Annotated in this window: 22 protein-coding genes and 1 tRNA gene; 13 read left to right on the forward strand and 10 right to left on the reverse strand. The window is 67.7% G+C overall.

The features are described 5' to 3' along the window. The first annotated feature begins 33 nt into the window (after positions 1-33). Genes ACNQR1_RS04960 through ACNQR1_RS04970 form a run of 3 tightly spaced genes read left to right on the forward strand, consistent with a single transcriptional unit; the run spans position 34 to position 1392 of the window. Positions 34-708, forward strand: a complete 675-nt coding sequence (locus ACNQR1_RS04960) for an SIMPL domain-containing protein (RefSeq protein WP_418044512.1) — start codon at positions 34-36, stop codon at positions 706-708. A 20-nt stretch (positions 709-728) separates the two neighbouring features. After that, the gene (locus ACNQR1_RS04965; RefSeq protein ID WP_211156325.1) at positions 729-1193 is read left to right on the forward strand and encodes a GatB/YqeY domain-containing protein; all 465 of its coding nucleotides are present in this window, start codon (positions 729-731) and stop codon (positions 1191-1193) included. Between the two features lie 46 nt (positions 1194-1239). Beyond that, positions 1240-1392: a hypothetical protein gene (locus tag ACNQR1_RS04970; protein ID WP_418044513.1), complete on the forward strand. Its 153-nt coding sequence runs from the start codon at positions 1240-1242 to the stop codon at positions 1390-1392. Positions 1393-1415: 23 nt separating this feature from the next. On the opposite strand, the gene ACNQR1_RS04975 is transcribed toward ACNQR1_RS04970, so the two are convergent. Genes ACNQR1_RS04975 through ACNQR1_RS04985 form a run of 3 tightly spaced genes read right to left on the reverse strand, consistent with a single transcriptional unit; the run spans position 1416 to position 3461 of the window. Continuing rightward, positions 1416-2078: a phosphodiesterase gene (locus tag ACNQR1_RS04975; protein WP_418044514.1), complete on the reverse strand. Its 663-nt coding sequence runs from the start codon at positions 2076-2078 to the stop codon at positions 1416-1418. Positions 2079-2120: 42 nt separating this feature from the next. Further along, positions 2121-2909: an acyl-CoA thioesterase gene (locus ACNQR1_RS04980; RefSeq protein WP_418044515.1), complete on the reverse strand. Its 789-nt coding sequence runs from the start codon at positions 2907-2909 to the stop codon at positions 2121-2123. Positions 2910-2966: 57 nt separating this feature from the next. Further along, a complete protein-coding gene (locus tag ACNQR1_RS04985) occupies positions 2967-3461 on the reverse strand; it encodes an SRPBCC family protein (RefSeq protein WP_418044516.1) in 495 nt (164 codons plus the stop codon). Positions 3462-3530: 69 nt separating this feature from the next. Between ACNQR1_RS04985 and ACNQR1_RS04990 the strand changes: the two genes are divergently transcribed. Both ACNQR1_RS04990 and ACNQR1_RS04995 read left to right on the forward strand, forming a co-directional pair. Next, on the forward strand, positions 3531-4658 hold the full coding sequence (locus tag ACNQR1_RS04990) for a serine/threonine-protein kinase (RefSeq protein ID WP_418044517.1): 1128 nt from the start codon (positions 3531-3533) through the stop codon (positions 4656-4658). Further along, a complete protein-coding gene (locus ACNQR1_RS04995; protein ID WP_418044518.1) occupies positions 4651-4893 on the forward strand; it encodes a cytoplasmic protein in 243 nt (80 codons plus the stop codon). The genes ACNQR1_RS04990 and ACNQR1_RS04995 overlap by 8 nt, the downstream gene beginning before the upstream one ends. A 56-nt stretch (positions 4894-4949) precedes the next feature. Here the strand turns inward: ACNQR1_RS04995 and ACNQR1_RS05000 are convergent. From ACNQR1_RS05000 to ponA2, 4 genes are all read right to left on the reverse strand, one after another. Further along, positions 4950-5023, reverse strand: a tRNA-Pro gene (locus ACNQR1_RS05000). 244 nt (positions 5024-5267) lie between these two features. Continuing rightward, positions 5268-6374: a PLP-dependent cysteine synthase family protein gene (locus ACNQR1_RS05005; RefSeq protein ID WP_418044519.1), complete on the reverse strand. Its 1107-nt coding sequence runs from the start codon at positions 6372-6374 to the stop codon at positions 5268-5270. Beyond that, on the reverse strand, positions 6371-7315 hold the full coding sequence (locus ACNQR1_RS05010) for a metallophosphoesterase (RefSeq protein ID WP_418044520.1): 945 nt from the start codon (positions 7313-7315) through the stop codon (positions 6371-6373). The genes ACNQR1_RS05005 and ACNQR1_RS05010 overlap by 4 nt, the downstream gene beginning before the upstream one ends. A 27-nt stretch (positions 7316-7342) precedes the next feature. Continuing rightward, positions 7343-9793 (reverse strand): transglycosylase/D,D-transpeptidase PonA2, encoded by a 2451-nt coding sequence (gene ponA2 / locus ACNQR1_RS05015; RefSeq protein WP_418044521.1) that lies wholly within the window; start codon positions 9791-9793, stop codon positions 7343-7345. A gap of 326 nt (positions 9794-10119) precedes the next feature. On the opposite strand from ponA2, the gene ACNQR1_RS05020 reads away from it, so the two are divergent. The 5 genes from ACNQR1_RS05020 (at position 10120) to ACNQR1_RS05040 (ending at position 15945) form a co-directional block, all read left to right on the forward strand. Then, positions 10120-10449, forward strand: a complete 330-nt coding sequence (locus ACNQR1_RS05020) for a WhiB family transcriptional regulator (protein WP_418044522.1) — start codon at positions 10120-10122, stop codon at positions 10447-10449. A 92-nt stretch (positions 10450-10541) separates the two neighbouring features. Continuing rightward, complete coding sequence (locus ACNQR1_RS05025; protein ID WP_418044523.1) at positions 10542-12158, forward strand: PucR family transcriptional regulator; 1617 nt, start codon at positions 10542-10544, stop codon at positions 12156-12158. Between the two features lie 123 nt (positions 12159-12281). Then, the gene (locus ACNQR1_RS05030; protein WP_418044524.1) at positions 12282-13649 is read left to right on the forward strand and encodes a diaminopimelate decarboxylase; all 1368 of its coding nucleotides are present in this window, start codon (positions 12282-12284) and stop codon (positions 13647-13649) included. A 26-nt stretch (positions 13650-13675) separates the two neighbouring features. Then, complete coding sequence (locus ACNQR1_RS05035) at positions 13676-15088, forward strand: amino acid permease (RefSeq protein WP_418044525.1); 1413 nt, start codon at positions 13676-13678, stop codon at positions 15086-15088. After that, positions 15085-15945, forward strand: a complete 861-nt coding sequence (locus ACNQR1_RS05040; protein ID WP_418044526.1) for a serine hydrolase — start codon at positions 15085-15087, stop codon at positions 15943-15945. The genes ACNQR1_RS05035 and ACNQR1_RS05040 overlap by 4 nt, the downstream gene beginning before the upstream one ends. Here the strand turns inward: ACNQR1_RS05040 and ACNQR1_RS05045 are convergent. Then, positions 15912-17045, reverse strand: a complete 1134-nt coding sequence (locus ACNQR1_RS05045; protein WP_418044527.1) for an ArsA family ATPase — start codon at positions 17043-17045, stop codon at positions 15912-15914. The genes ACNQR1_RS05040 and ACNQR1_RS05045 overlap by 34 nt on opposite strands. Then, a complete protein-coding gene (locus ACNQR1_RS05050; RefSeq protein ID WP_418050277.1) occupies positions 17045-18076 on the reverse strand; it encodes an ArsA family ATPase in 1032 nt (343 codons plus the stop codon). The genes ACNQR1_RS05045 and ACNQR1_RS05050 overlap by 1 nt, the downstream gene beginning before the upstream one ends. A gap of 44 nt (positions 18077-18120) precedes the next feature. Here ACNQR1_RS05050 and ACNQR1_RS05055 point away from each other — a divergent pair, with 44 nt between their 5' ends. The 3 genes from ACNQR1_RS05055 to ACNQR1_RS05065 are packed head-to-tail and all read left to right on the forward strand — an operon-like array spanning position 18121 to position 19528. Beyond that, positions 18121-18282 (forward strand): DUF4177 domain-containing protein, encoded by a 162-nt coding sequence (locus ACNQR1_RS05055; RefSeq protein WP_075908995.1) that lies wholly within the window; start codon positions 18121-18123, stop codon positions 18280-18282. Continuing rightward, a complete protein-coding gene (locus ACNQR1_RS05060; protein WP_418044528.1) occupies positions 18279-18734 on the forward strand; it encodes a RidA family protein in 456 nt (151 codons plus the stop codon). The genes ACNQR1_RS05055 and ACNQR1_RS05060 overlap by 4 nt, the downstream gene beginning before the upstream one ends. Then, positions 18731-19528 carry an MBL fold metallo-hydrolase gene (locus tag ACNQR1_RS05065; RefSeq protein WP_418044529.1) on the forward strand — a complete coding sequence of 266 codons (798 nt, stop codon included), beginning with the start codon at positions 18731-18733 and terminating at the stop codon, positions 19526-19528. The genes ACNQR1_RS05060 and ACNQR1_RS05065 overlap by 4 nt, the downstream gene beginning before the upstream one ends. Positions 19529-19536: 8 nt before the next feature. On the opposite strand, the gene crp is transcribed toward ACNQR1_RS05065, so the two are convergent. Beyond that, complete coding sequence (gene crp, locus ACNQR1_RS05070; RefSeq protein WP_003883807.1) at positions 19537-20211, reverse strand: cAMP-activated global transcriptional regulator CRP; 675 nt, start codon at positions 20209-20211, stop codon at positions 19537-19539. Between the last annotated feature and the right edge of the window lie 58 nt (positions 20212-20269).

Below are 20269 nucleotides of genomic sequence, written 5' to 3' on the forward strand. Positions count from 1 at the left end.
ACCGTAGTTCCCGTCAGCAACTACGGTGTGGGCATGCCGACCGAGATCATCGTGCGCGGGTCGTTCTCCGCCTTTCAGCCGCCCGAACGTGCGACGGTCCACGCCACGCTCGGCTACGAAGGACCGGCGATCGAGCCGGTGTACGAGCGGGTGGTCCGCGATCTCGACGCGGTGAAATCCTCGATCACGCCGCTGCACAACCCCGATGGCGGCCCGGTCACCTGGTGGTCCACCGGCCACGTGCGCACCTGGGCCGACCGGCCCTGGAACAACGAGGGCAAACAGTTGCCGCTGGTGCACCACGCCAGCGTCGGGTTCGAGGTCAAGTTCAGCGATTTCACCGCCATGGCGCGATGGGTCGGCGGCCACGTCACCGACACCGGCGGCTTTTCCCTGTCGCGGATCGAATGGGCACTGACCGCCGGGCATCGCGACGAGCTCGTCGCCCAGGTGCACACCGGCGCCGTGCGTGACGCGGTCACCAGGGCCCAGCGGTACTCCGACGCGCTGGGCCTCGGACCGGTCCGGCCGGTGGCGATCGGCGACGCCGGGATGTTGGGCCGGGCTCCGGAGGGTTCATCGGCCCCGGTGGCCATGCGCGCGATGGCTGCCGCCAAGGGCGGCGGTGCGCCAGAACTGGACTTTTCCCCCGCCGATATCGAGGTCGCGGTGTCGGTCGATGCGAAATTCACGGCGGGCGAGGGCTGATCGCAGCGTAGGTTGACGCTATGGCCGACCTCAAGGACAAGCTGCGTGCCGACCTGACCGGTGCGATGAAGTCGCAGGACAAGCTGCGCACCGCCACGCTGCGCATGGTGCTGGCCGCGATCCAGAGCGAGGAGGTCTCGGGTAAGCAGGCCCGGGAGCTGTCCGACGCCGAGGTGATCGCTGTTCTGGCCCGCGAATCGAAGAAGCGCGGTGAGGCCGCCGAGATCTACACCCAGAACGGCCGCGGCGAACTCGCGGCCAACGAGCACGCCGAGGCCCGCGTCATCGACGAATACCTGCCCACTCCGCTCACGGACGCCGAGCTGGCCGACGTGGCCGACACCGCCATCGCGCAGGTCGCCGAGCAGATCGGGGAGCGGCCCGGCATGCGTCAGATGGGTCAGGTGATGAAGGCGGCGACGGCCATTGCCGCGGGTAAGGCCGACGGTGCGCGGCTGTCGGCGGCGGTCAAGGCGCGGCTGTAGCACCTGCAAACCGGTTGAATCCCGAGTCAACGGGTATCTCAGGCGTATGCCTACAGGTAAGGGGATCTACGACGAAGAGCACCGCGACAATCGCGGTGCCGACAGCGACGCGGCGGGCAAGAGCCGAGCCAAGAAAGTCCCGGAAGACACCCCGGACGTCGATACGTCCGAAAGCACCAGCCACGAGCCGCCCGACTGAGCGCTGGGCCACCCGATGCCTGGCTATTCAGCGGAGCGGCCGATCCGGCTGCGGCGGTAGGTGACCCGCCGGACATCGGCCAGCCAGTCCGGCGCCATGTGAACCTCGGCTGCGGTGTGCAGAGCGGGGTCGAATGAGACATCGCGGCCGTGGGGAAGTTTCTCGCGCAGCGACAGCTGGGCCAGCGGCTCGAATTCACCGGCGAGCCGGGACTGTTCGATGTCGAACTGGATCCCGCCCCGTTCCAGCTGTTTGTTCACGCTGTCGAGCGAGAGTCCGGCGCCGTCGAACTCGGTGCTGAGGCGGGCCCGCAGCCACCACAAGGCGCCGTCGAATCTCATCGGCATCACGCTGGAGAAGGTGATACCGGCCCAGGAGTTGGCCGGCCACAACAGAAATCGATTGCCGGCCAGCGTCGAGGCCAGCAGCACGTCCCATGGTGTGCCAGACAGTTGCGGTGGCATCCGCCAGGCCAGGCCGGCGATGTCGGGTACGGAATCAGGTGTCCCGATCCCCTTCGACAATCTGCCGACGACCTCACACGAATAGAGGGGTAGGCCTCTGTCTGCGGGTGCGGTGCGCTCAAGACTGCCGCGGGCCAGCACGCCGCTCGGGTGGAACAGCCGCCGGTGCCGTACCGACGCGCCCAGTTCGACCGGCCAGGATGCGGCATCGGAGATTTTCATGACCACCGACTGCCCGCCCAGAGGGCATTGCAAACGCCTGGGTTAGATCCGCCAGAGCGCTTCCTGGGTGACGCTGGCGATCAGCGTGTCGTCGGAGTCGTAGAGGGATCCGACCGCCAGACCCCGCGAGTCGTTGTGGTTGGCGGGCTGGATCTCGTAGCGATGCCAGTGTTCCGGGTGGAAGGGCCGGTGAAACCAGATCGAATGGTCCAGGCTGGCCGCGAACCCGAGATCGGAACGAAGCCGGACATCCGGTGGCAGCGCCGAGGGCACCGGGCCGAGGTCGGACATGAAGGTGAGCGTGCAGGCCCGGATCAGCGGATCATCCTCGATCGGGGTGCTGGCCCTGACCCAGAACGGCGGGATGGCGAACTCCGAGGCGTCGTCGTGGGTGGTGCGCAGTTCGAACTTGTCCCCGAAATCCAGCACCTCGGCCTTGGGGACCGCCGCGGCGAACTCCAGCGCCGGCGGTGCTTCCGGGGACCAGTCGATTCCCGGTTCGGGATGGTGGAACGAGGCGATCATCTCCAGGATCACCGCCCCGCCCTGGCTGGCGGTGACATGGCGGGTGGCGAACGCGCGTCCGTCCCGGATGCGGTCGACGTGGAACTCGACGTCGGCGTCGTAGCGTCCGCCGCGGACGAAATAGGCGTGCAGCGACTGCGGGAGTTTGCCGTCGTCGACCGTGGCCCCGGCCGCCCCCAGCGACTGCGCCGCGATCAGGCCGCCGAACAGCCGCTCGACCGCACCTCGGCGGGGCTCGCGGATGCAGAAGTCATCGCCGTGGCGATCGAACTGCAACAGTTGGGCGATCCAGCTCAGCGCGGCCATCGGCCGAGGCTATCAACTGCTTGGTTGGGACCGTGCTCACACCTGGTTGCCTGCGGCTCAGCGGTCGGCGAAATAGCGCTGACCGTCCGAGGCCAGCCGGCCGAAGGCAGCCTTCACCACCGGCGCCAGGGCCTTGAACGGAATCGCGAACAACGGCTTGGGCTCGATCGCCACGATCCAGGTGAACTGCGTCTGCCCCTGGCCGGCGGGTTCGATCAGGTAGTCCTCGGCGAACCTGCGCAGCGACGGAATGCTGGCGTGATCGACCGTGAACGAGTAACGGCGGCCTTCCTCCCAGCGGAAGAACGTCTCGTGCACCCGCGCCACGCCCGGCGCCAGCGTCACCTCGCGGGAGGTGCCGACGCCGAAGGGGCGTGGGGTCGACCACTTCACTTCGGTTATCGACGGTCCCCACGCGGCCAGGGACTCATCGGATACCAGCGACTCCCATACCTTTTCGGGCGGAGCGTCGAACCGCTTCTGATAGGTGAAGATGTGCGGTGCCGTGGTGAAGAAATCGGCATCCGCGGATTCCAGCGTGAACCGGGGCATGGTGCCAGCATGCCGCACGACGACACTGCGGGATACTCGGGTACAAAGCGCTTACCGGAGAGGGGACCTATGACGGCGGCGCTCGGCGGCCGCTACGAGCTACGCGGCGTACTCGGCCGCGGCGGCATGGCCGAGGTGCACGATGGCTGGGACACCAGGCTGTCGCGTCCGGTGGCGATCAAGCTGCTCTATCCGTCCCTGGCCGCCGACGAGGTGACGCGCCGGCGTTTCGAGAACGAGGCGCGGGCCGCTGCCGCGCTGAACCACCCCAACATCGTCGCGGTCCACGACAGCGGTGAAGACCACGGGACGCCGTACATCGTCATGGAACGACTGCCCGGGCCCACTCTGGCCGAGGAGATCGCCCGCGGTCCGCTGCCGGCCGACCGCGTGCGCTGGGTGCTGGCCGACCTGCTCCGTGCGCTGACCGCCGCACACGACGCGGGCATCCTGCACCGCGACATCAAACCCGGCAACGTCCTGATCACCGCTTCCGGCACCGCCAAGCTCGCCGACTTCGGAATAGCCAAGACCGAGGGCGCCGCCCACACCCGCGTCGGGATGGTGTTCGGCACCGCGAATTACCTGAGCCCGCAACGGATCACCGGCCGGCCGGCCGCGCCGACGGATGACCTCTACGCGCTCGGCGTCCTCGGCTACGAGGCCTTGACCAGACAGCTCCCGTTCGAACGCGGCAATCCGGTCGCCACCATGCGCGCGGTGCTCGACGAGCCGCTGATGCCGATCGGGATGCTCCGTCCGGACGTCGATCCGGCTCTCGTCCACGTGCTGGAACGCGCGATGGCGCGGGATCCTGCGTATCGCTTCGCCGACGCCGCGGAGATGCTTGCCGCGCTGCACGCGGCGCCGCCGCGGCCCGCCACCCTGATGCTGCCCGCCGCGCCACCGCCGGCTCCGCCCCGCCGCTCGCGCGTCCGGATGGCACTGCTGACCGCGGGTCTGCTGACCGGTGTCGTCCTCGCGGCCATCCTGTTGATCTCCGACCCGCCACCGCAGCGGGCTCCGGTCACGCCGGTGACCACCTCTGTCGAGCCGACCGTGCCTGCGGCGACGAGCATTCCGACGTTCGCGCCGACGGAACCGGAGGACGAGGGAGACCAGGGTCCCGGGATCGGCAACGGAAACGGCCACGGGAACGGCAAGGGGCACGGCAAGAAGGGCCACCCGCATGAGTGACGTCGTTGCCGCGCACTCACACAGCCGTGGCAATCGCGCGCACCTGGGTGAATCCGCCAGGTGCGGGTGCTTCTACTGTCTGGCGATCTACCCGCCCACCGAGATCGTCGAGTGGATCGACGAGGGTCAGACCGCTCTGTGTCCCCGGTGCGGAATCGACAGCGTCATTGCTGAGGGGTCGGGCTGCCCGATGAGCCCGGCATTCCTGGAGAAGATGCACGCCCGGTGGTTCTGACCGATAAAAAGCAAGGCCCAGACCGGATTTCTTTGGACTGGGCCTTGCTTGCACTGTCGGGGTGGCGGGATTCGAACCCACGACCTCTTCGTCCCGAACGAAGCGCGCTACCAAGCTGCGCCACACCCCGCGTGAAGCTCCGACAGCGTATCGCACCGGGTACCTCGAAAGCCAAACGGCCACCTCGGCGCCGAGTTCCACCTGTGGGTCGTTGCGAGGCACCGGCTACGACCCCGGCGTAGAAATCTGCGGGCAACGGGAAGCAACGGGTACCTCGGCGGCGTTATACGACGCATGACCGTGTTGGGCGCCTTCATCTACCTGGGTTTCTTCGCCCTGGCAGCGTTGTGGCTGTTCCTGACGGCCGAGACCGATCAGGACCAGCTGCCCGAGCGTTCGAACTCCGAGAGCACCGCCGCGGACGCCGAGGTGTCCAGCCCCTGGGCGCTGAGCCAGTCCGCGTCGAAGTAGGTATCGGCGTAGCGGTCACCGCTGTCGGCCAGCAGGGTCACCACCGAGCCGCTGCGGCCGTGCGCGATCATCTCGGCCAGCAGTCCGAACGCACCCCACAGATTGGTCCCGGTCGACGGCCCGACCCGGCGTCCGAGCACCAGGCTCGCGTGATGGGCCGCGGCAACCGATCCGCTGTCGGGCACGGCGATCATCCGATCGACCACCCCTGGCAGAAACGACGGTTCCACCCGCGGCCTGCCGATGCCCTCGATACGTGACGACGCACCGGTGACGACGTCGTCGCGGTCCTGCGCGTAGCCCGGGAAGAACGCCGAGTTCTCCGGATCGACGACACACAACTGCGTGGCATGCCTGCGGTAGCGGATATAGCGGCCGATGGTCGCGCTGGTGCCGCCGGTGCCTGCTCCCACCACGATCCACTCCGGGACCGGATGCGGTTCCAGGCGCATCTGCTCATAGATCGACTCGGCGATGTTGTTGTTGCCACGCCAGTCGGTGGCCCGCTCGGCGTTGGTGAACTGGTCCAGGTAATGGCCGCCGGTCTCCTCGGCCAACCTGTGCGCCTCGGCATACACCTGCGACGACTCGGCGACGAAATGGCAACGGCCGCCTTGGGCTTCGATCAGCGCGATCTTCGAACCGCTGGTCGAGGCGGGCACTACCGCGATGAACGGCAGACCCAGCAGCGCCGCGAAGTATGCCTCCGACACCGCGGTCGAGCCCGACGACGCTTCGATGATCGTGGTGCCCTCACCGATCCAGCCGTTGCACAACCCGTACAGGAACAGGGAACGGGCCAGCCGGTGTTTGAGGCTGCCGGTGATGTGTGTGGACTCGTCCTTGAGATACAGCGCGACATCCACTTCCTCGCGCCATTTCGCGGGAAGTGGATAGCGCAGCAGATGGGTGTCCGCGCTGCGTTTGGAATCGGCCTCGATCAACCGCACCGCATTGTCGACCCACCGGCGTGGCCGGGGGTGCGACGCGGTACAGCCAGGTTCGCTCACCGGGCCGAGACGGTCGGGCTGGATTGCCCGGCCCTGATCCCGACGTGCCCGCCTCCGGTCGGCGCCGCGACCAGTGTCAGCAGAGTGGCCTCCGGACGGCAGCAGAACCGCAGCGGCGCGAACGGCGACGTGCCGATGCCCGCGGACACATGCAGTTGCATGTGCGATCCCCACTTCGAGGCGCCCTTGGCCCGGGACCGGTCCAGCTCGCAGTTGGTCACGATGGCCCCGTAGAACGGCAGGCACAGCTGTCCGCCGTGGGTGTGTCCGGCGAGCACCAGCTGATAGCCGTCGGCCGCGAAGCGGTCCAGCACGCGAGGCTCGGGGGAGTGCGTGAGGCCCAGCGTCAGGTTGGCCGCTCCGTTGGCCCGGCCCGCGATGGTGTCGTAGCGGTCGCGCTTGAGGTGCGGATCGTCGACACCGGCCGCCGAGATGTGCAGCCCGGCCACCTCGACGTCGCGACGGATGTGGGTCATGTCGAGCCAGCCGCGCTCGGTGAACGCCGCGCGCAGGTCCTGCCACGGCAGCGGCTCACCGTGCGAGCGGTGCTGCGGGTTGGTGACGTAGTTCAGCGGGTTCTTCAGCCGCGGCGCGAAATAGTCGTTGCTGCCGAACACGAACAGGCCGGGCGCCGAGAGCAGGTCACTCAAAGACTGCACGACGGCAGGGACGGCCTTCGGATGGGCCAGATTGTCGCCGGTGTTGACCACCAGATCGGGCTCAAGGCGAGCGAGATCACGCAGCCAGGCCTGCTTGCGGCGCTGGTTGGGACGCATGTGTAGATCGGAGAGATGCAGCACGCGCAGGGGCGACGAGCCCGGGGCCAGTACCGGCATGGTCGCTTCCCGCAGCACGAACGCATTGCGCTCGATGAGGGACGCGTAGCCGATCCCGGCAACCAACGAACTGGCGGTGACGGCAGCTGCCTTCTTCACTGACATGCAGGCAAGCCTACTGCGAACCGGTCGTCACGGGGGTGGTGGAGGCCCGAGCACCGGCACGGTGATCGGAGGCAGTCCGGGGATCTCGACCACTGTCTGGCCGATCTCGGGCGGCGGGCCGCCCGGGAACGGGAACGCCACCGGAGGAGGCGGCGGGGCGGGCGGGATCCCGTTGCTGACCTGGATCGTGATGATCGAGCCCGGAATCGTCTGCCCGGCGGGCGAAGTGCCGACCACGGTGCCGTAGCGCGAGCTGCTGTTGACCGAGGCGGCTCCGTCGGCCACCTGGAATCCGGACTCCTTGAGCCGCTGGCGCGCGGCCGTCTCGTCCAGGCCGTTGACGGTCGGAACCACGGAGCCGGGGCCGCCGTCGACGTAGCGCGGATCGGTCGGCGGCAGGGCGACCGGCCCGAAGTTGTTGGCGATCGGCTTCAGCGCGGTGAACCAGGTGCGGGCCGGCTCGTTGCCACCGAACAGGTCGCCGTCCCCGCACTGGCGCAGCGGGAACGAGCACAGCTCGCCGGGGCTGGTGGAATCGTCATAGATGTAGTTGGCCGCCGCGTACTGGTTGGTGAAGCCCAGGAAGCCCGACGAGCGGTGCGCCTCGGTGGTGCCGGTCTTGCCCGACATCGGCAGATCCCAGCCCACCGAACCGGCCGACCCGGAGGCGGTACCGCCGGCCTGGTCGTCCTTGCTCATCGCGTTGGCCAGGGTGTTGGCCAGCCCCTCGGGCACTGCCTGCTCGCACGTCTCCGTGGTCACCGACACCTCATTGCCGTGCCGGTCGAGCACCTGACCGATCGGGTTGGGCGGGCACCAGGTTCCGCCGGAGGCCAGCGTGGCCGCCACGTTCGACAACTCGAGCGCGTTGACCTCGATGGGGCCCAGCGTGAACGAGCCGATGTTCTGGCGCTTGACGAAGTCGGCGAGGCTCTCGTTGCTCTCCGGGTCGTAGTCGCGGGCGGTGCCGGGCAATGCATAGGACCGCAGGCCCAGCTTGACCGCCATGTCGACCGACCGCTGCACGCCGATCTGGGAGATGAGCTTGGCGAACGCGGTGTTGGGCGAGGTGGCCAGGGCATCGGTGACGCTCATCGAGCCCCGGTAACCGCCGGCGTTCTTCACGCACCAGGTTTCCTTCGGGCATCCCGGGGTGTCGCTGCTGCCCAGGCCCTTGGCCTGGAAGAAGCCGGGCACAGGCAGCTGGGTGTTGATGCCCATCCCCATGTCCATGGCCGCGGCCGTGGTGAAGATCTTGAAGATCGACCCGGCGCCGTCGCCGACGAGTGAGAACGGCTGCGGCTGCATGGTCTCGCCGGCATCGGTGTTCAGGCCGTAGGTGCGATTGCTGCCCATCGCCAGGACCGGATGCGACTCCTTACCCGGCTTGATCACGCTCATGACGCTGGCGACGCCGGGGGCGTCCGGCCGGGCGATGCTGTCGATCGCCGACTTCACCGAGCCCTGCACATCCGGGTCCAGCGTGGTCTTGATCAGATAGCCGCCCTTGGCGACCTGCTCCTTGGACAGCCCGGCACGGGCCAGGTACTCCAGCGCGTAATCGCAGAAGAACGCCCGGTCACCGGCGGCGATGCAGCCCCGGGGCAGCTCGTTGGGCTGCGGCAGGATGCCCAGCGGCTGCTGCTTGGCGGCCCGCAGTGCCGCGGCCTCCTGCGGGATGTTGTCGATCATGGTGTCCAGCACCAGGTTCCGCCGGGCCAGCGCGCCGTCCGGGTTGGTGTAGGGATTGAGCGCGCTGGTGGACTGCACCATGCCGGCGAGCAGGGCGGCCTGCTGCCAGTTCAGCTCGGAGGCGTTGACGCCGAAATAGGTCTGCGCGGCGTCCTGAACACCGAACGCGCCGTTGCCGAACGAGACCAGGTTGAGATAGCGGGTCAGGATCTCGGGCTTGGTGAACGTCTTGTCCAGCGTCAGGGCCATCCGGATCTCACGCAGTTTGCGGGCCGGGGTGGTCTCGATCGCGGCGCGGCGCTCGGCGTCTGTCTGGGCGACGACCAGCAGCTGGTAGTTCTTCACATACTGCTGCTCGATGGTCGAACCGCCGCGGGTGTCCGCGTCGCCGCGCATGTATCCGGTCAGGCCGGTCAGCGTGCCCTGCCAGTCCACGCCGTTGTGTTCGGCGAACCGCTTGTCCTCGATGGAGACAAGGGCGAGCTTCATGGTGTTGGCGATCTGATCGCTCGGCACCTCGAACCGGCGCTGTGAATACAGCCAGGCGATGGTGTTGCCCTTGGCGTCGACCATGGTCGAGACCTGCGGAACCTCGCCGTCGACCAGTGCCGCCGAACCGTTGGCCACCACGTCGGAAGCCCGGTTGGACATCAGGCCGATGCCACCCACGACAGGGAACATGAACGCGGCCGCCAGCACGCTGGCCAACAGGCAGCACCAGGCAAGCTTGATGATGGTGACCGCTTGGGGTGGCTGCGCGGGCGGTCGTGTCGGCTGCTCCGGCATGGGTACAGAGTAGCTATCTCCCTGCGGCGCGTTTCCTGTGAGCGGGGCCCACCGGCTCATCGCGCTTGCCTGCAGAAATACCGCGGCGGGCCGGGAAGACGGTCAGACGGCACGGCCGTCCCAAAAAAGTGGTTCGCAAACTGTTGCGTAAATACCCTCTGACCACCTAGCTTGGACACACAGTGCGATCCAGGTAACACAGGCTGGCGCAATGTGGCGTAGATCGCAATGGCGTTCTACACCGGAAGGTTCAACGCCCGCCATCTGGGGAGATGGCTGGAACGAAGGGATCGCTGGTGTCAGGTACACGAACTGTCGCAGACAAGATGAACGCTTCCATCCCAGCCCCCAACCTGGTCCACCGAGGCGAGGGCGAAGCCCGGATCGCCTGGGTTTCGCAGGCGAGGTGCCGTCAGGCCGATCCGGACGAGCTGTTCGTCCGCGGTGCCGCACAACGTAAAGCCGCCGTGATCTGCAGGCACTGCCCGGTGATCCTCGAATGCGGTGCCGATGCGCTGGACAACCGCGTGGAGTTCGGAGTCTGGGGCGGGATGACAGAACGTCAGCGTCGTGCCCTGCTCAAGCAGCATCCCGAAGTCATCTCCTGGGCCGAGTTCTTCGCCGCCCAGCGCAAGCACCACCGCAGCGCGGTCTAATCCCCATGCCCTTGCGCGGGGGCCCTGTCCGCGCGCGCCAAATCGCAGCCGACGGTAGTGTATTCGGTTGTGGCACATGGTAATCAGCGGCAGTGAGTGAGCCTGTCAGCGTTCTTCCGTTGTCGGCGATGGTTTCCGGTGCCGCCGGCATGTTGATGCCGCTGCCTGCGGAGGAAACCGGCGACGATCCGTTGTTGAGTGACGTCGCTCTGCACGAGCCCGGGATCCCGGGGGCGGACTACAGCGGCACCATCGTATTGGTCAGCACTCGCATCGAAGACCGGTTCGCGCTCGGATCGTTGCTCGACGAAGTGGGAACCGCTGCGGCCGTTGTGCTTCCACCCGACGCCACGACCGACGTATCGATGTTGCCCAGCCACTGCACCAGGCTGTTCCGCCGTTCGCCATGGGTGGGTTGGAGCGAGCTGTTCCGGGTCCTGGTCCGGCTGCTCGGTGCCGGCCGCATCGTCAGCCCGGCCCCACAGGTGGACAACTTGCAGGCCCTGGCCCGGTGGATCAGCAGTCAGACCGGCGCTCCGGTGACGATCGAGGATCTGGAGTCTCGAGTCCTGGCATATGCCGTCGTCGGGCCTGGTGTCGACCCGATCCGAAACCAGACCATCCTGGGCGGCGCGGTGCCCGCGTGGCGGGTCGAACGGCTGATGTCCACCGGATTTCTGCCCGCGGTCTGGCGATCCGATGACGTGGTCGTGCGCAACGCCGAGGATGACGACCCGGCCCGCATGGTGGTCGCGATGAAATCCGGCTCCGAAACGCTCGGCACGATCTGGGCGGCGCTGGAGGACGACACCGATCGCGAAGAACTACGACAACTGCTGCTGCAGGTCCGCCAGACCGCCGCGGCGATGATGCTGCGGGAAGTGCACCGCGATCAGTACGAGCGCAGGCTCCAGGAGTCGGCTCTGGTCGACCTGCTCTCGCGTGGCGTGGACCCCGGAGTCCCGGCGACGCTACTCGGATTGCAACCGGACACCCGACATGCGGTCGTCGCGCTCGGCTCCGATACGCCCGCGTCCCGCTCCCTGATGTTCCATGTTCAGGCCCTGCGGGCCGGCGCGCGGACGGCGCGGGTCGGGGCCGATCTCTTCGCCGTGCTGCCGGTGCAGGACGACGAGTCCGCCGAGGCGGATCTGGCCGAGAGTCTGTCGAGGCACTTGACCCGGGTTTCGGCCGCCCACGCCGGCCCGGTCGCAGTCGGGCCCGTCGTCGGCACCATCGCCTACCTGCGGAACTCCGCAATCGTCGCGCGTCAGGTCCTCGACGCGGCCGCACTCGAGGCCGCGCACCAGCCGCGCGACCGTCGGCCGGTGCTCACCGCGGCCGACGTGCAGGACGCGCTCACCCTGGTCCGGGCGGCCGATCTGCTCGATCCGATGGCCGACACGATCACCGAACCGCTGTCGGCCCTGCGCCGACACGACACCGACCACGGCACGGCGTTCGTCGACACCGTAGGGGCCGTGCTCGACCACCCGGGCAACCTGAGCGGAGCGGCCCGCCAGTTGAGCATCCACGCCAATTCGCTGCGGTACCGACTGGACCGGATCCGGGTGGTCTCCGGTATCGACCTGCACTCGGCGGCAGCCCGGCTCCGCGCATCCCTAGGGCTTCTGCTGTGGGAACGACGCGGTGAGGTCCGTGCCGGCCGCCCGCCCGTCGACATCGACAAGAATCGCGGATCCGGTTAGTGCATTTCGGAGATACCGCCATCGGGGTCTCGGGGGCTTCCTCCGAATCCGACGAAGATCCGCACGGAATTCCTCAGCCCGCATGGCTCTCCCCACCAGGGGCTGTATTCATAGGGTTTATCTGTGATTGATGCACCACTGCGCACCGGGCCACCACTGCCGGATCCGGACACACTCCTGAACCGGCGCGGCGAAATCGTGGCCGGTGTGGTTCGGCAGGGATTCATCGGCGACCTGCACCCGATGTGCGGAGTCATCGACCTGGACACCCTCGATGAACTGATGCGGTCGCTGAACGAGGCATACCCGCCGGGCATGCCGGCACTGCACACCATCGCAGCCAAGGCGATCACCCTGCGCCCGGTGCTTGCGCGCTTCGCCCAGGTGGGATTCGGATGCGAGGTGGCCAGCCCCGGTGAGCTCGAACTGGCCCTGGCCGCGGGCTTCCCGGCCCAACGCATCGTGTTCGACTCTCCGGCCAAGACCACCACGGAGATCGAGAAGGCGCTCGAGCTGGGTGCGTCGTTCAACATCGACAACTTCGAGGAACTGGCACGCGTCGATCAGGCGATCGCTCGGACGGGTCGGCCTCGGTCGGTGATCGGGATGAGGCTCAATCCGCAGACCGGCGCAGGCACCATCGGCGCCATGAGTACGGCCACGGCCACCTCCAAGTTCGGGATCGGGCTGGCCGACCACCGCGTCGAAATCATCGACGCCTTCTCGGCCCGGCCCTGGTTGACCCAGTTGCACGTGCACAGTGGATCGCAGGGGATGAGCCTCGACCACGCCGCCGAGGGCGTACGGCTGGTGGCAGAGCTCGCCGCCGAGATCACCGCACGGGTCGGCTTCCGGCAGATCCAGCGGATCGACATCGGCGGAGGATTGCCGGTCAACTTCGATTCCGACGACATCACACCGAGTTTCGCCGATCACCGTGCCGTGCTGGAGGCTGCGGTGCCGCAGCTGTTCGACGGCACGTACGCCTTGGTGACCGAATTCGGACGCGCGCTGACGGCCAAGGCCGGCACCATCGTCGCCCGGGTCGAGTACACGAAAGTCACCGGAGGCCGGCCGATCGCCATCACCCACGCCGGTGTGCAGGTGGCCACCCGCACGATCTTCGCGCCCGAGGCGTGGCCACTGCGAGTCGAGATCTACGACCCGCAGGGACGGCGCCGCGACGACGCCGTGCGGGTACAGGATGTGGCCGGGCCCGCCTGCTTCACCGGTGACATGCTGGCCGTCGGCCGCGAATTGCCGTTCATTCGCGGGGGAGACCTGGTGGCCGTTCCGGATACCGGGGGCTACTACTTCTCCACCCACTTCTCGTACAACGCGCTGCCCCGACCCGGTGTCTACACCGTGGGGACCGACGCCGAGGGCGACCGACGCTGGTCGCTCGCCCGTCGGGCCCAGACGATCGAACAGATCGTCGCCGAGGCAGGCGAACCGTCTCTTGCGCCGCTGCCTCTGCTCCCGTCCGCCTGACCCTCCGACTGATTGCGACCGCCCATATGCTCGATTCGACATCCCAGTCGTCCTCCACCGACGAACCCCGCTCCGGCCTGGCCAGGTCGCTGAAAACGCGACACATGACGATGATCGCGATCGGCGGTGCCATCGGTGCCGGGCTGTTCGTCGGTAGCGGTGCGGTCATCAAGACCGCAGGCCCCGCCGCGATCCTGTCCTACGTTCTGGCCGGCGCGCTGGTGCTGTGCACCCTGCGCATGCTGGGCGAGATGGTGGTCGCAAAGCCGAGGACCGGTGCGTTCGCCGACTACGCCCGGATGGGGATCGGGCCGTGGGCGGGCTTCACCCTCGGCTGGTTGTACTGGTACTACTACGTGATCATCATCGCGGTGGAAGCCGTTGCCGGGGCGAAGATCCTGTCCGTCTGGGTCGGTTTGCCGCTGTGGCTCATGGCCATGTTGTTGATGGCCGTGATGACCGTGACCAACCTGATCTCGGTGCGGTGGTTCGGCGAATTCGAATTCTGGTTCTCCGGCATCAAGGTCGCCGCCATTGTGTCGTTCATCGTGCTGGGCCTGCTGTGGGTCCTGGGACTGTGGCCGGGCGACACCAGCGGACTGAGCAATCTGGTGTCCCACGGCGGCTTCGCGCCCAACGGCGTCGGGGCGATCCTGGGCGCCGTGGTGGTGGTGATCTTCGCCTTCGGCGGAGCCGAGATCGTCACCATCGCCGCCGCGGAGAGCGCCGAGCCGGCGAAGTCGGTGGCCAGGGCCACCACCGGAGTCATCTGGCGGATCATCCTGTTCTACGTCGGGTCGATCTTCCTGGTCGTGTGCATCCTGCCGTGGAACGACGCGTCCGTGCTGTCCAGCCCGTATGTGGCCGCGCTGGACAAACTGGAGATTCCCGGCGCCGGCGCGATCATGAACTTCGTCATCCTCACCGCGGTGCTCTCGGTGCTGAACTCGTCGATCTACACGTCCTCGCGCATGCTGCGCGTCCTCGCATCGCACGGCGACGCGCCGGAGTGGTTGGTGCGCACCAACTCCCGCGGCGTTCCGACCCGGGCCGTGCTGGCCAGCACGGTCATCGGCTGGATCTCCGTGGTGCTCGCCTACATCGCACCCGATTCTCTGTTCCTGTTCCTGGTGAACTCGTGCGGCGTGGTCGCGATCTTCATGTACATCATGATCGGCATCTCCGAACTGCGGGTACGCCGGGCCATCGAACGTGAAGACCCGTCCAAGCTGACGCTGAAGATGTGGTTCTTCCCGTATCTGACCGTCGTGGTGATCGCGTGTTTCGTCCTGGCCCTGCTGGCCATGCTGTTCGACGTCGATCAGCGCGTCCAGCTGCTGGCCAGCGTGCTGAGCCTGGTCGTGGTCGTCGTCGCGTACGTCCTGCGCAAGCGGTTCGGGCGGATGCCCGTCGACGCTGAAGCCGCCGAATTGGCATGAGCGGCTTCTTCTCCCGGGCCTCGTCCTGGCTGGCCGACGCTGCGACCTGGTCGGCCCGCGTCACCGACCTGAACACCGACCAGATCTTGTGGGAACACACCCCGGACCGCGTGCTCAAGACGGCCAGTGTGGGGAAGGTCTTCTTGCTGTCCGAGGTGGCGCGCCGGTTCGGCGACGCGACCCTGGACCCGGGTGAAATCGTCTCCGCCACCGCCGAGGACCAGGTGGCCGATTCCGGCATCCTCTACCTGCTGCGGCAGCAGGACCACCGGATCGATGACCTGTGCCTGCTGATCGGTGCGGTCAGCGACAACATGGCCACCAACATGCTGCTTCGCCGGCTCGGGCTCGATGAGGTGCAGCGCGCCACCCGCGACCTCGGATTCACCGCCAGCGGATTACGAGACCGGGTGCGGCTGAACCGATCCCAGGATGATCCGCTCACGCTCTCGATGGGCAGCGCCGCCGAACTGTGCGACTTCGTCGCCCGCCTGCACGCGGGCGACATCCACGGCGCCGCGGCGTCCGAGCGGGTCCGGCGATGGCTCGGCGTCAACACCGATCTGTCCATGGTGGCCCGGGCATTCGGCCTGGACCCACTGGCCCACACCGAGCCCGACGCCGGCTTCGAACTCTGGAACAAGACCGGAACCATCTCCGATGCGCGCATCGACATCGGATGCGTCGGGCACGCCGCCAGCGGACACCGGGTGGGCTACGCCGTCCTGGCCAACTGGGCCTGGGGTGAGGACCATCGCGATCCGTGCCTGGACGCGATGGGACTGCTGGGCAACGAGATCCGCCGCTATCTGGAGGACGCCGGTCAGGCGGCGTCGGCCGCCTCTCCGGTGATCTGATCCGCGATCGCGCGCAGCGCGTCGAGATCTGACACGTCGAACGGCAGCGAAGGCACGCCGACGATCGCCACATGCGGGTTGGCGCCGGTGAACCGGGACAGCAGCCGCACCTCGCGCTTGGCGGTGTGGGCCCGGTCGGCGTGGATGCGCAGCACCGCCGCGGCCAGCGAATCCGGATCCGCTGCCGCCAACTCGTCGGCGGCTTCCTCGGCCTTCTCGGCGTGCAGGTCGGACAGCGTGGGATGGGTGCGGTTCAGGATCAGCCCGGCCAGCGGCATGTGCTCGTTCGAGAGCCGGTCGACGAAGAACGAGGCCTCACGCAGGGCATCGGGCTCGGCCGCGGAAACCACGACGAATTGGGTGCCGCGGCGCTTGAGCAGTTCGTATGTCTTGTCGGCCTTCTGCCGGAAACCGTCGAACGTGGCGTCCAGCGCCTGAACGAAACCTGCTGCATCGGAAAGCATTTGCGAACCCAGCACGGTGGACAGGGCCTTCATGGCCAGGCCTACCGCGCCGGTGACGAGCTTGCCGATGCCCCGCCCCGGCGCCAGCAGCATGCGCCACAACCGGCTGTCCATGAAGCTGCCCAACCGTTTCGGCGCGTCAAGGAAGTCCAGCGCATTGCGGGACGGCGGGGTGTCCACCACCACCAGATCCCACTTGTCCTCGGCCAGGAGCTGGCCGAGCTTCTCCATCGCCATGTACTCCTGCGTGCCGGCGAGCGACGTGGCGACGGTTTGGTAGAACTGGTTCTCCAGAATGGCGTCTGCGCGGCCGGGATCCGAGTACTGCACCACCATCTCGTCGAACGTGCGGCGCATGTCCAGCATCATCGCGTGCAGCTCGCCGGTGACCTCAGGCGCCAGCGGAACCCGCTGCGGGGTGTTGCCCAGATCTTTGATGCCCAGTGCCTGGGCCAGTCGCTTGGCCGGGTCGATGGTGAGCACCACGACCGTGCGGCCGTATTCAGCGGCCCGCAGTGCCATGGCGGCTGCGGTGGTGGTCTTCCCGACTCCGCCTGCGCCGCAACAGACTACGACGCGGTTGGCGGTGTCGGACAGGATCGTGTGCATGTCAAGGGCGGGCGGTGTGGTACTCACTATCTGACCCCCTGCTGTTCGAGTGCTTCGGCGAGTTCATACAGGCTGCCCAGGTCGACACCGTCGGCCAGCGCGGGCAGTTCGAGGCGGGGCACGTCGAGGGCGTCGAGCTGTTCGGCGCTCTCGGCGCGGGCCGCGATGCGGGTGGCGTGCTGGATCGACTCGGTGAGCAGGCCCGCGAAGTCGTTGTCGGCCAACGTGATCCCGGCCTTGTCCAGACCGGCTCGGACCGCGTCGGCGTCGATGTCGCCCTCGGCGGCCTTGGCCAGATCCCCGGCGGGAAGGTACGCCGGGATGTTGCGGTTGACGATGACGCTGCCGATCGGCAGCCCCATCTCGGTGAGCTCCTCGATCGCTTCCAAGGTCTCCTGGATCGGCAAAGCCTCCAGCAGGGTGACCAGGTGAATGGCGGTCTGCTCGGAGTGCAGCAGCTTGACCACACCATCGGCCTGGGAGTGCACCGGCCCGCCCTTGGCCAGGTCGGAAACCGCCTTCGTGACGTCCAGGAACCGCGAGATGCGGCCGGTGGGAGGCGAATCCACCACCACGGCGTCGTAGACGCCGCGCTTGCCCTTGGCGTCCTTCGCCGTGCGCGTCACGATCTCTTTGATCTTGCCGGTGAGCAGCACGTCACGCAGACCGGGCGCGATGGTGGTGGCGAACTCGATGGCCCCGATGCGACGCATCGCCCGGCCGGCGAGGCCGAGGTTGTAGAACATGTCGAGGTATTCCAGGAACGCGGCCTCGATGTCGATCGCGAGCGCATTGACCTGACCGCCGCCGTCTGCCGTGGCGACCTTGACTTCTTCATACGGCAGCGGCGGCACGTCGAACAGCTGCGCGATGCCCTGGCGCTCCTCGACCTCGACCAGCAGCACCTTGCGGCCGCCGGCGGCCAGCGCCAGTGCCAGGGCCGCGGCCACGGTCGACTTGCCGGTGCCGCCCTTGCCCGTTACGAAATGCAGCCGGGCCTTGGTCAGCCGCGACGGCCAGCCGACGTGTTTGGCGCCGCTCTCAGTGGTTGCCACCAGTGCATGCTAACCAAGCCTGTGAGTCCGACCGATAGGCTCAGTCCATGAGCGAACCAACCCGGTGGGAATACGCCACGGTGCCGTTGTTGACCCACGCCACCAAACAGATTCTTGACCAGTGGGGACAGGACGGCTGGGAGCTGGTCTCCGTGCTGCCGGGTCCGACGGGCGAGCAGCACGTCGCCTACCTGAAGCGGCCGAAATGACCGTGACCGCACGGCTGGCCGAACTCGGCATCGAACTGCCCGACGTCGTCGCGCCGCTGGCCGCGTACGTTCCCGCGGTCCGCACCGGCAATCTCGTCTACACCGCTGGTCAACTACCGATCCAGGGCGGCGAGCTGCAGGCCACCGGCAAGGTGGGCGCCGAGATCAGCCCCGAGCAGGGCAAGGAGCTGGCCCGGATCTGCGGCCTCAACGCGCTGGCGGCAGTGCACGCGCTGGTGGGCATCGACTCCGTCGTCAGGGTCGTGAAGGTGGTGGGGTTCGTCGCCTCCGCCTCCGGATTCAGCGGGCAGCCCGGCGTCATCAACGGCGCCTCGGAGTTGTTCGGTGAGATCTTCGGTGAGGCAGGCGCTCACGCACGCTCAGCCGTCGGCGTGTCGGAGCTGCCGCGCAACGCGCCGGTCGAAGTCGAGATCATCGTCGAAACCGCGTGAGTGACAGCGTGACCGAACACCCGGCCTACGGGCTGTTGCGGCCGGTCATCGAGACGGACACAGTATCGGCCTCCGTCTTGCTGTGCGACAACCCGGGCCTGATGACGCTGGAGGGCACCAACACCTGGGTGTTGCGCGGCCCTGGCAGCGACGAGATCGTCGTCGTCGACCCCGGTCCCGACGACGAGGCGCACATCGCCCGGATCGCCGAGCTGGGCACCGTCGCGCTGGTGTTGATCAGCCACAAGCACGAGGACCACACCGGCGGGATCGACAAGCTCGTGGATGCCACCGGGGCGGTGGTGCGCTCGGTCGGCAGCGGGTTCCTGCGCGGTCTGGGCGGCCCGTTGTCCGACGGCGAGGTGATCGACGCCGCCGGCCTGCGGATCAAGGTGATGGCCACCCCGGGGCACACCGTCGATTCGCTGTCGTTCGTGCTCGACGACGCGGTGCTGACCGCGGACACCGTGCTGGGGCGTGGCACCACCGTCATCGACACAGAGGACGGCAGCCTGCGCGACTACCTGGAATCCCTGCACCGGCTGCAGGGGCTGGGCGCCCGCACCGTGCTTCCCGGGCACGGACCGGACCTTCCCGATCTCCACGCGGTGACCGCGATGTACCTGGCCCACCGCGAGGAGCGGTTGGACCAGGTACGGGCAGCGTTGAGGGAACTCGGAGAAGACGCCGGGGCCCGACAGGTCGTCGAGCACGTCTACACCGACGTCGACGAGAAACTCTGGGATGCCGCCGAGAAATCAGTACAGGCCCAGCTGGACTACCTGCGTGCTTAGCGGGCTCACTACCGCGCGCGGCGCGCCAGCCTTTCGGAGTCGCTGATCAGCACGCTCTTGCCCTCCAGCCGGATCCAGCCGCGGTGGGCGAAATCGGCCAGTGCCTTGTTGACGGTCTCGCGGGACGCGCCGACGAGCTGGGCGATCTCTTCCTGCGTCAGGTCGTGCGTGACGCGCAGCGCCCCACCTTCCTGGGTGCCGAACCGCTGAGCCAGCTGCAGCAGCTGCTTGGCCACGCGGCCGGGAACGTCGGTGAAGATGAGGTCGGCCAGGTTGTTGTTGGTTCGACGCAGACGGCGAGCGAGCACGCGCAGCAGCTGCTCGGCGATCTCGGGACGGTCGGCGATCCACGCACGCAGCGCGTCACGGTCCATCGACACCGCGCGCACCTCGGTGATGGTGGTGGCGCTCGAGGTACGGGGCCCCGGGTCGAAGATCGACAGCTCGCCGAACATGTCCGACGGTCCCATGATGGTCAGCAGGTTCTCGCGGCCGTCAGGCGAACGGCGGCCGATCTTCACCTTGCCGGAAATGATGATGTACAGGCGGTCGCCGGGCTCGCCTTCGGCGAAGACCGTGTGCCCGCGCGGGAAGTCGACGGGCTGCAACTGCTTCGTCAGCGCCGAAACGGCGGTCGGTTCGACGCCCTGGAAGATTCCGGCCCTGGCCAGGATCTCGTCCACGTTGCCCCTTAAGCTATTGGGTGTGTTGTCCTCTTACTGATACTTCCTGCTCAGTCTA

The sequence above is a fragment of the Mycobacterium sp. 48b genome (assembly GCF_048282725.1).
In the GTDB taxonomy this organism is placed as follows: domain Bacteria; phylum Actinomycetota; class Actinomycetes; order Mycobacteriales; family Mycobacteriaceae; genus Mycobacterium.

Excerpts from the sequence above, each read along its gene's own strand:
- ACNQR1_RS05055 (WP_075908995.1), top strand. The coding sequence starts at position 18,121 with ATGAGCGAACCAACCCGGTGGGAATACGCCACGGTGCCGTTGTTGACC.
- ACNQR1_RS04995 (WP_418044518.1), top strand. The coding sequence starts at position 4,651 with ATGAGTGACGTCGTTGCCGCGCACTCACACAGCCGTGGCAATCGCGCG.
- ACNQR1_RS04980 (WP_418044515.1), bottom strand. The coding sequence starts at position 2,909 with ATGGCCGCGCTGAGCTGGATCGCCCAACTGTTGCAGTTCGATCGCCAC.
- ACNQR1_RS05020 (WP_418044522.1), top strand. The coding sequence starts at position 10,120 with ATGAACGCTTCCATCCCAGCCCCCAACCTGGTCCACCGAGGCGAGGGC.
- ACNQR1_RS04975 (WP_418044514.1), bottom strand. The coding sequence starts at position 2,078 with ATGAAAATCTCCGATGCCGCATCCTGGCCGGTCGAACTGGGCGCGTCG.
- ACNQR1_RS05010 (WP_418044520.1), bottom strand. The coding sequence starts at position 7,315 with ATGTCAGTGAAGAAGGCAGCTGCCGTCACCGCCAGTTCGTTGGTTGCC.
- ACNQR1_RS04970 (WP_418044513.1), top strand. The coding sequence starts at position 1,240 with ATGCCTACAGGTAAGGGGATCTACGACGAAGAGCACCGCGACAATCGC.
- ACNQR1_RS05040 (WP_418044526.1), top strand. The coding sequence starts at position 15,085 with ATGAGCGGCTTCTTCTCCCGGGCCTCGTCCTGGCTGGCCGACGCTGCG.
- ACNQR1_RS04965 (WP_211156325.1), top strand. The coding sequence starts at position 729 with ATGGCCGACCTCAAGGACAAGCTGCGTGCCGACCTGACCGGTGCGATG.
- ponA2 (WP_418044521.1), bottom strand. The coding sequence starts at position 9,793 with ATGCCGGAGCAGCCGACACGACCGCCCGCGCAGCCACCCCAAGCGGTC.
- ACNQR1_RS05035 (WP_418044525.1), top strand. The coding sequence starts at position 13,676 with ATGCTCGATTCGACATCCCAGTCGTCCTCCACCGACGAACCCCGCTCC.
- ACNQR1_RS04985 (WP_418044516.1), bottom strand. The coding sequence starts at position 3,461 with ATGCCCCGGTTCACGCTGGAATCCGCGGATGCCGATTTCTTCACCACG.
- ACNQR1_RS04990 (WP_418044517.1), top strand. The coding sequence starts at position 3,531 with ATGACGGCGGCGCTCGGCGGCCGCTACGAGCTACGCGGCGTACTCGGC.
- ACNQR1_RS04960 (WP_418044512.1), top strand. The coding sequence starts at position 34 with ATGCCGACCGAGATCATCGTGCGCGGGTCGTTCTCCGCCTTTCAGCCG.
- ACNQR1_RS05060 (WP_418044528.1), top strand. The coding sequence starts at position 18,279 with ATGACCGTGACCGCACGGCTGGCCGAACTCGGCATCGAACTGCCCGAC.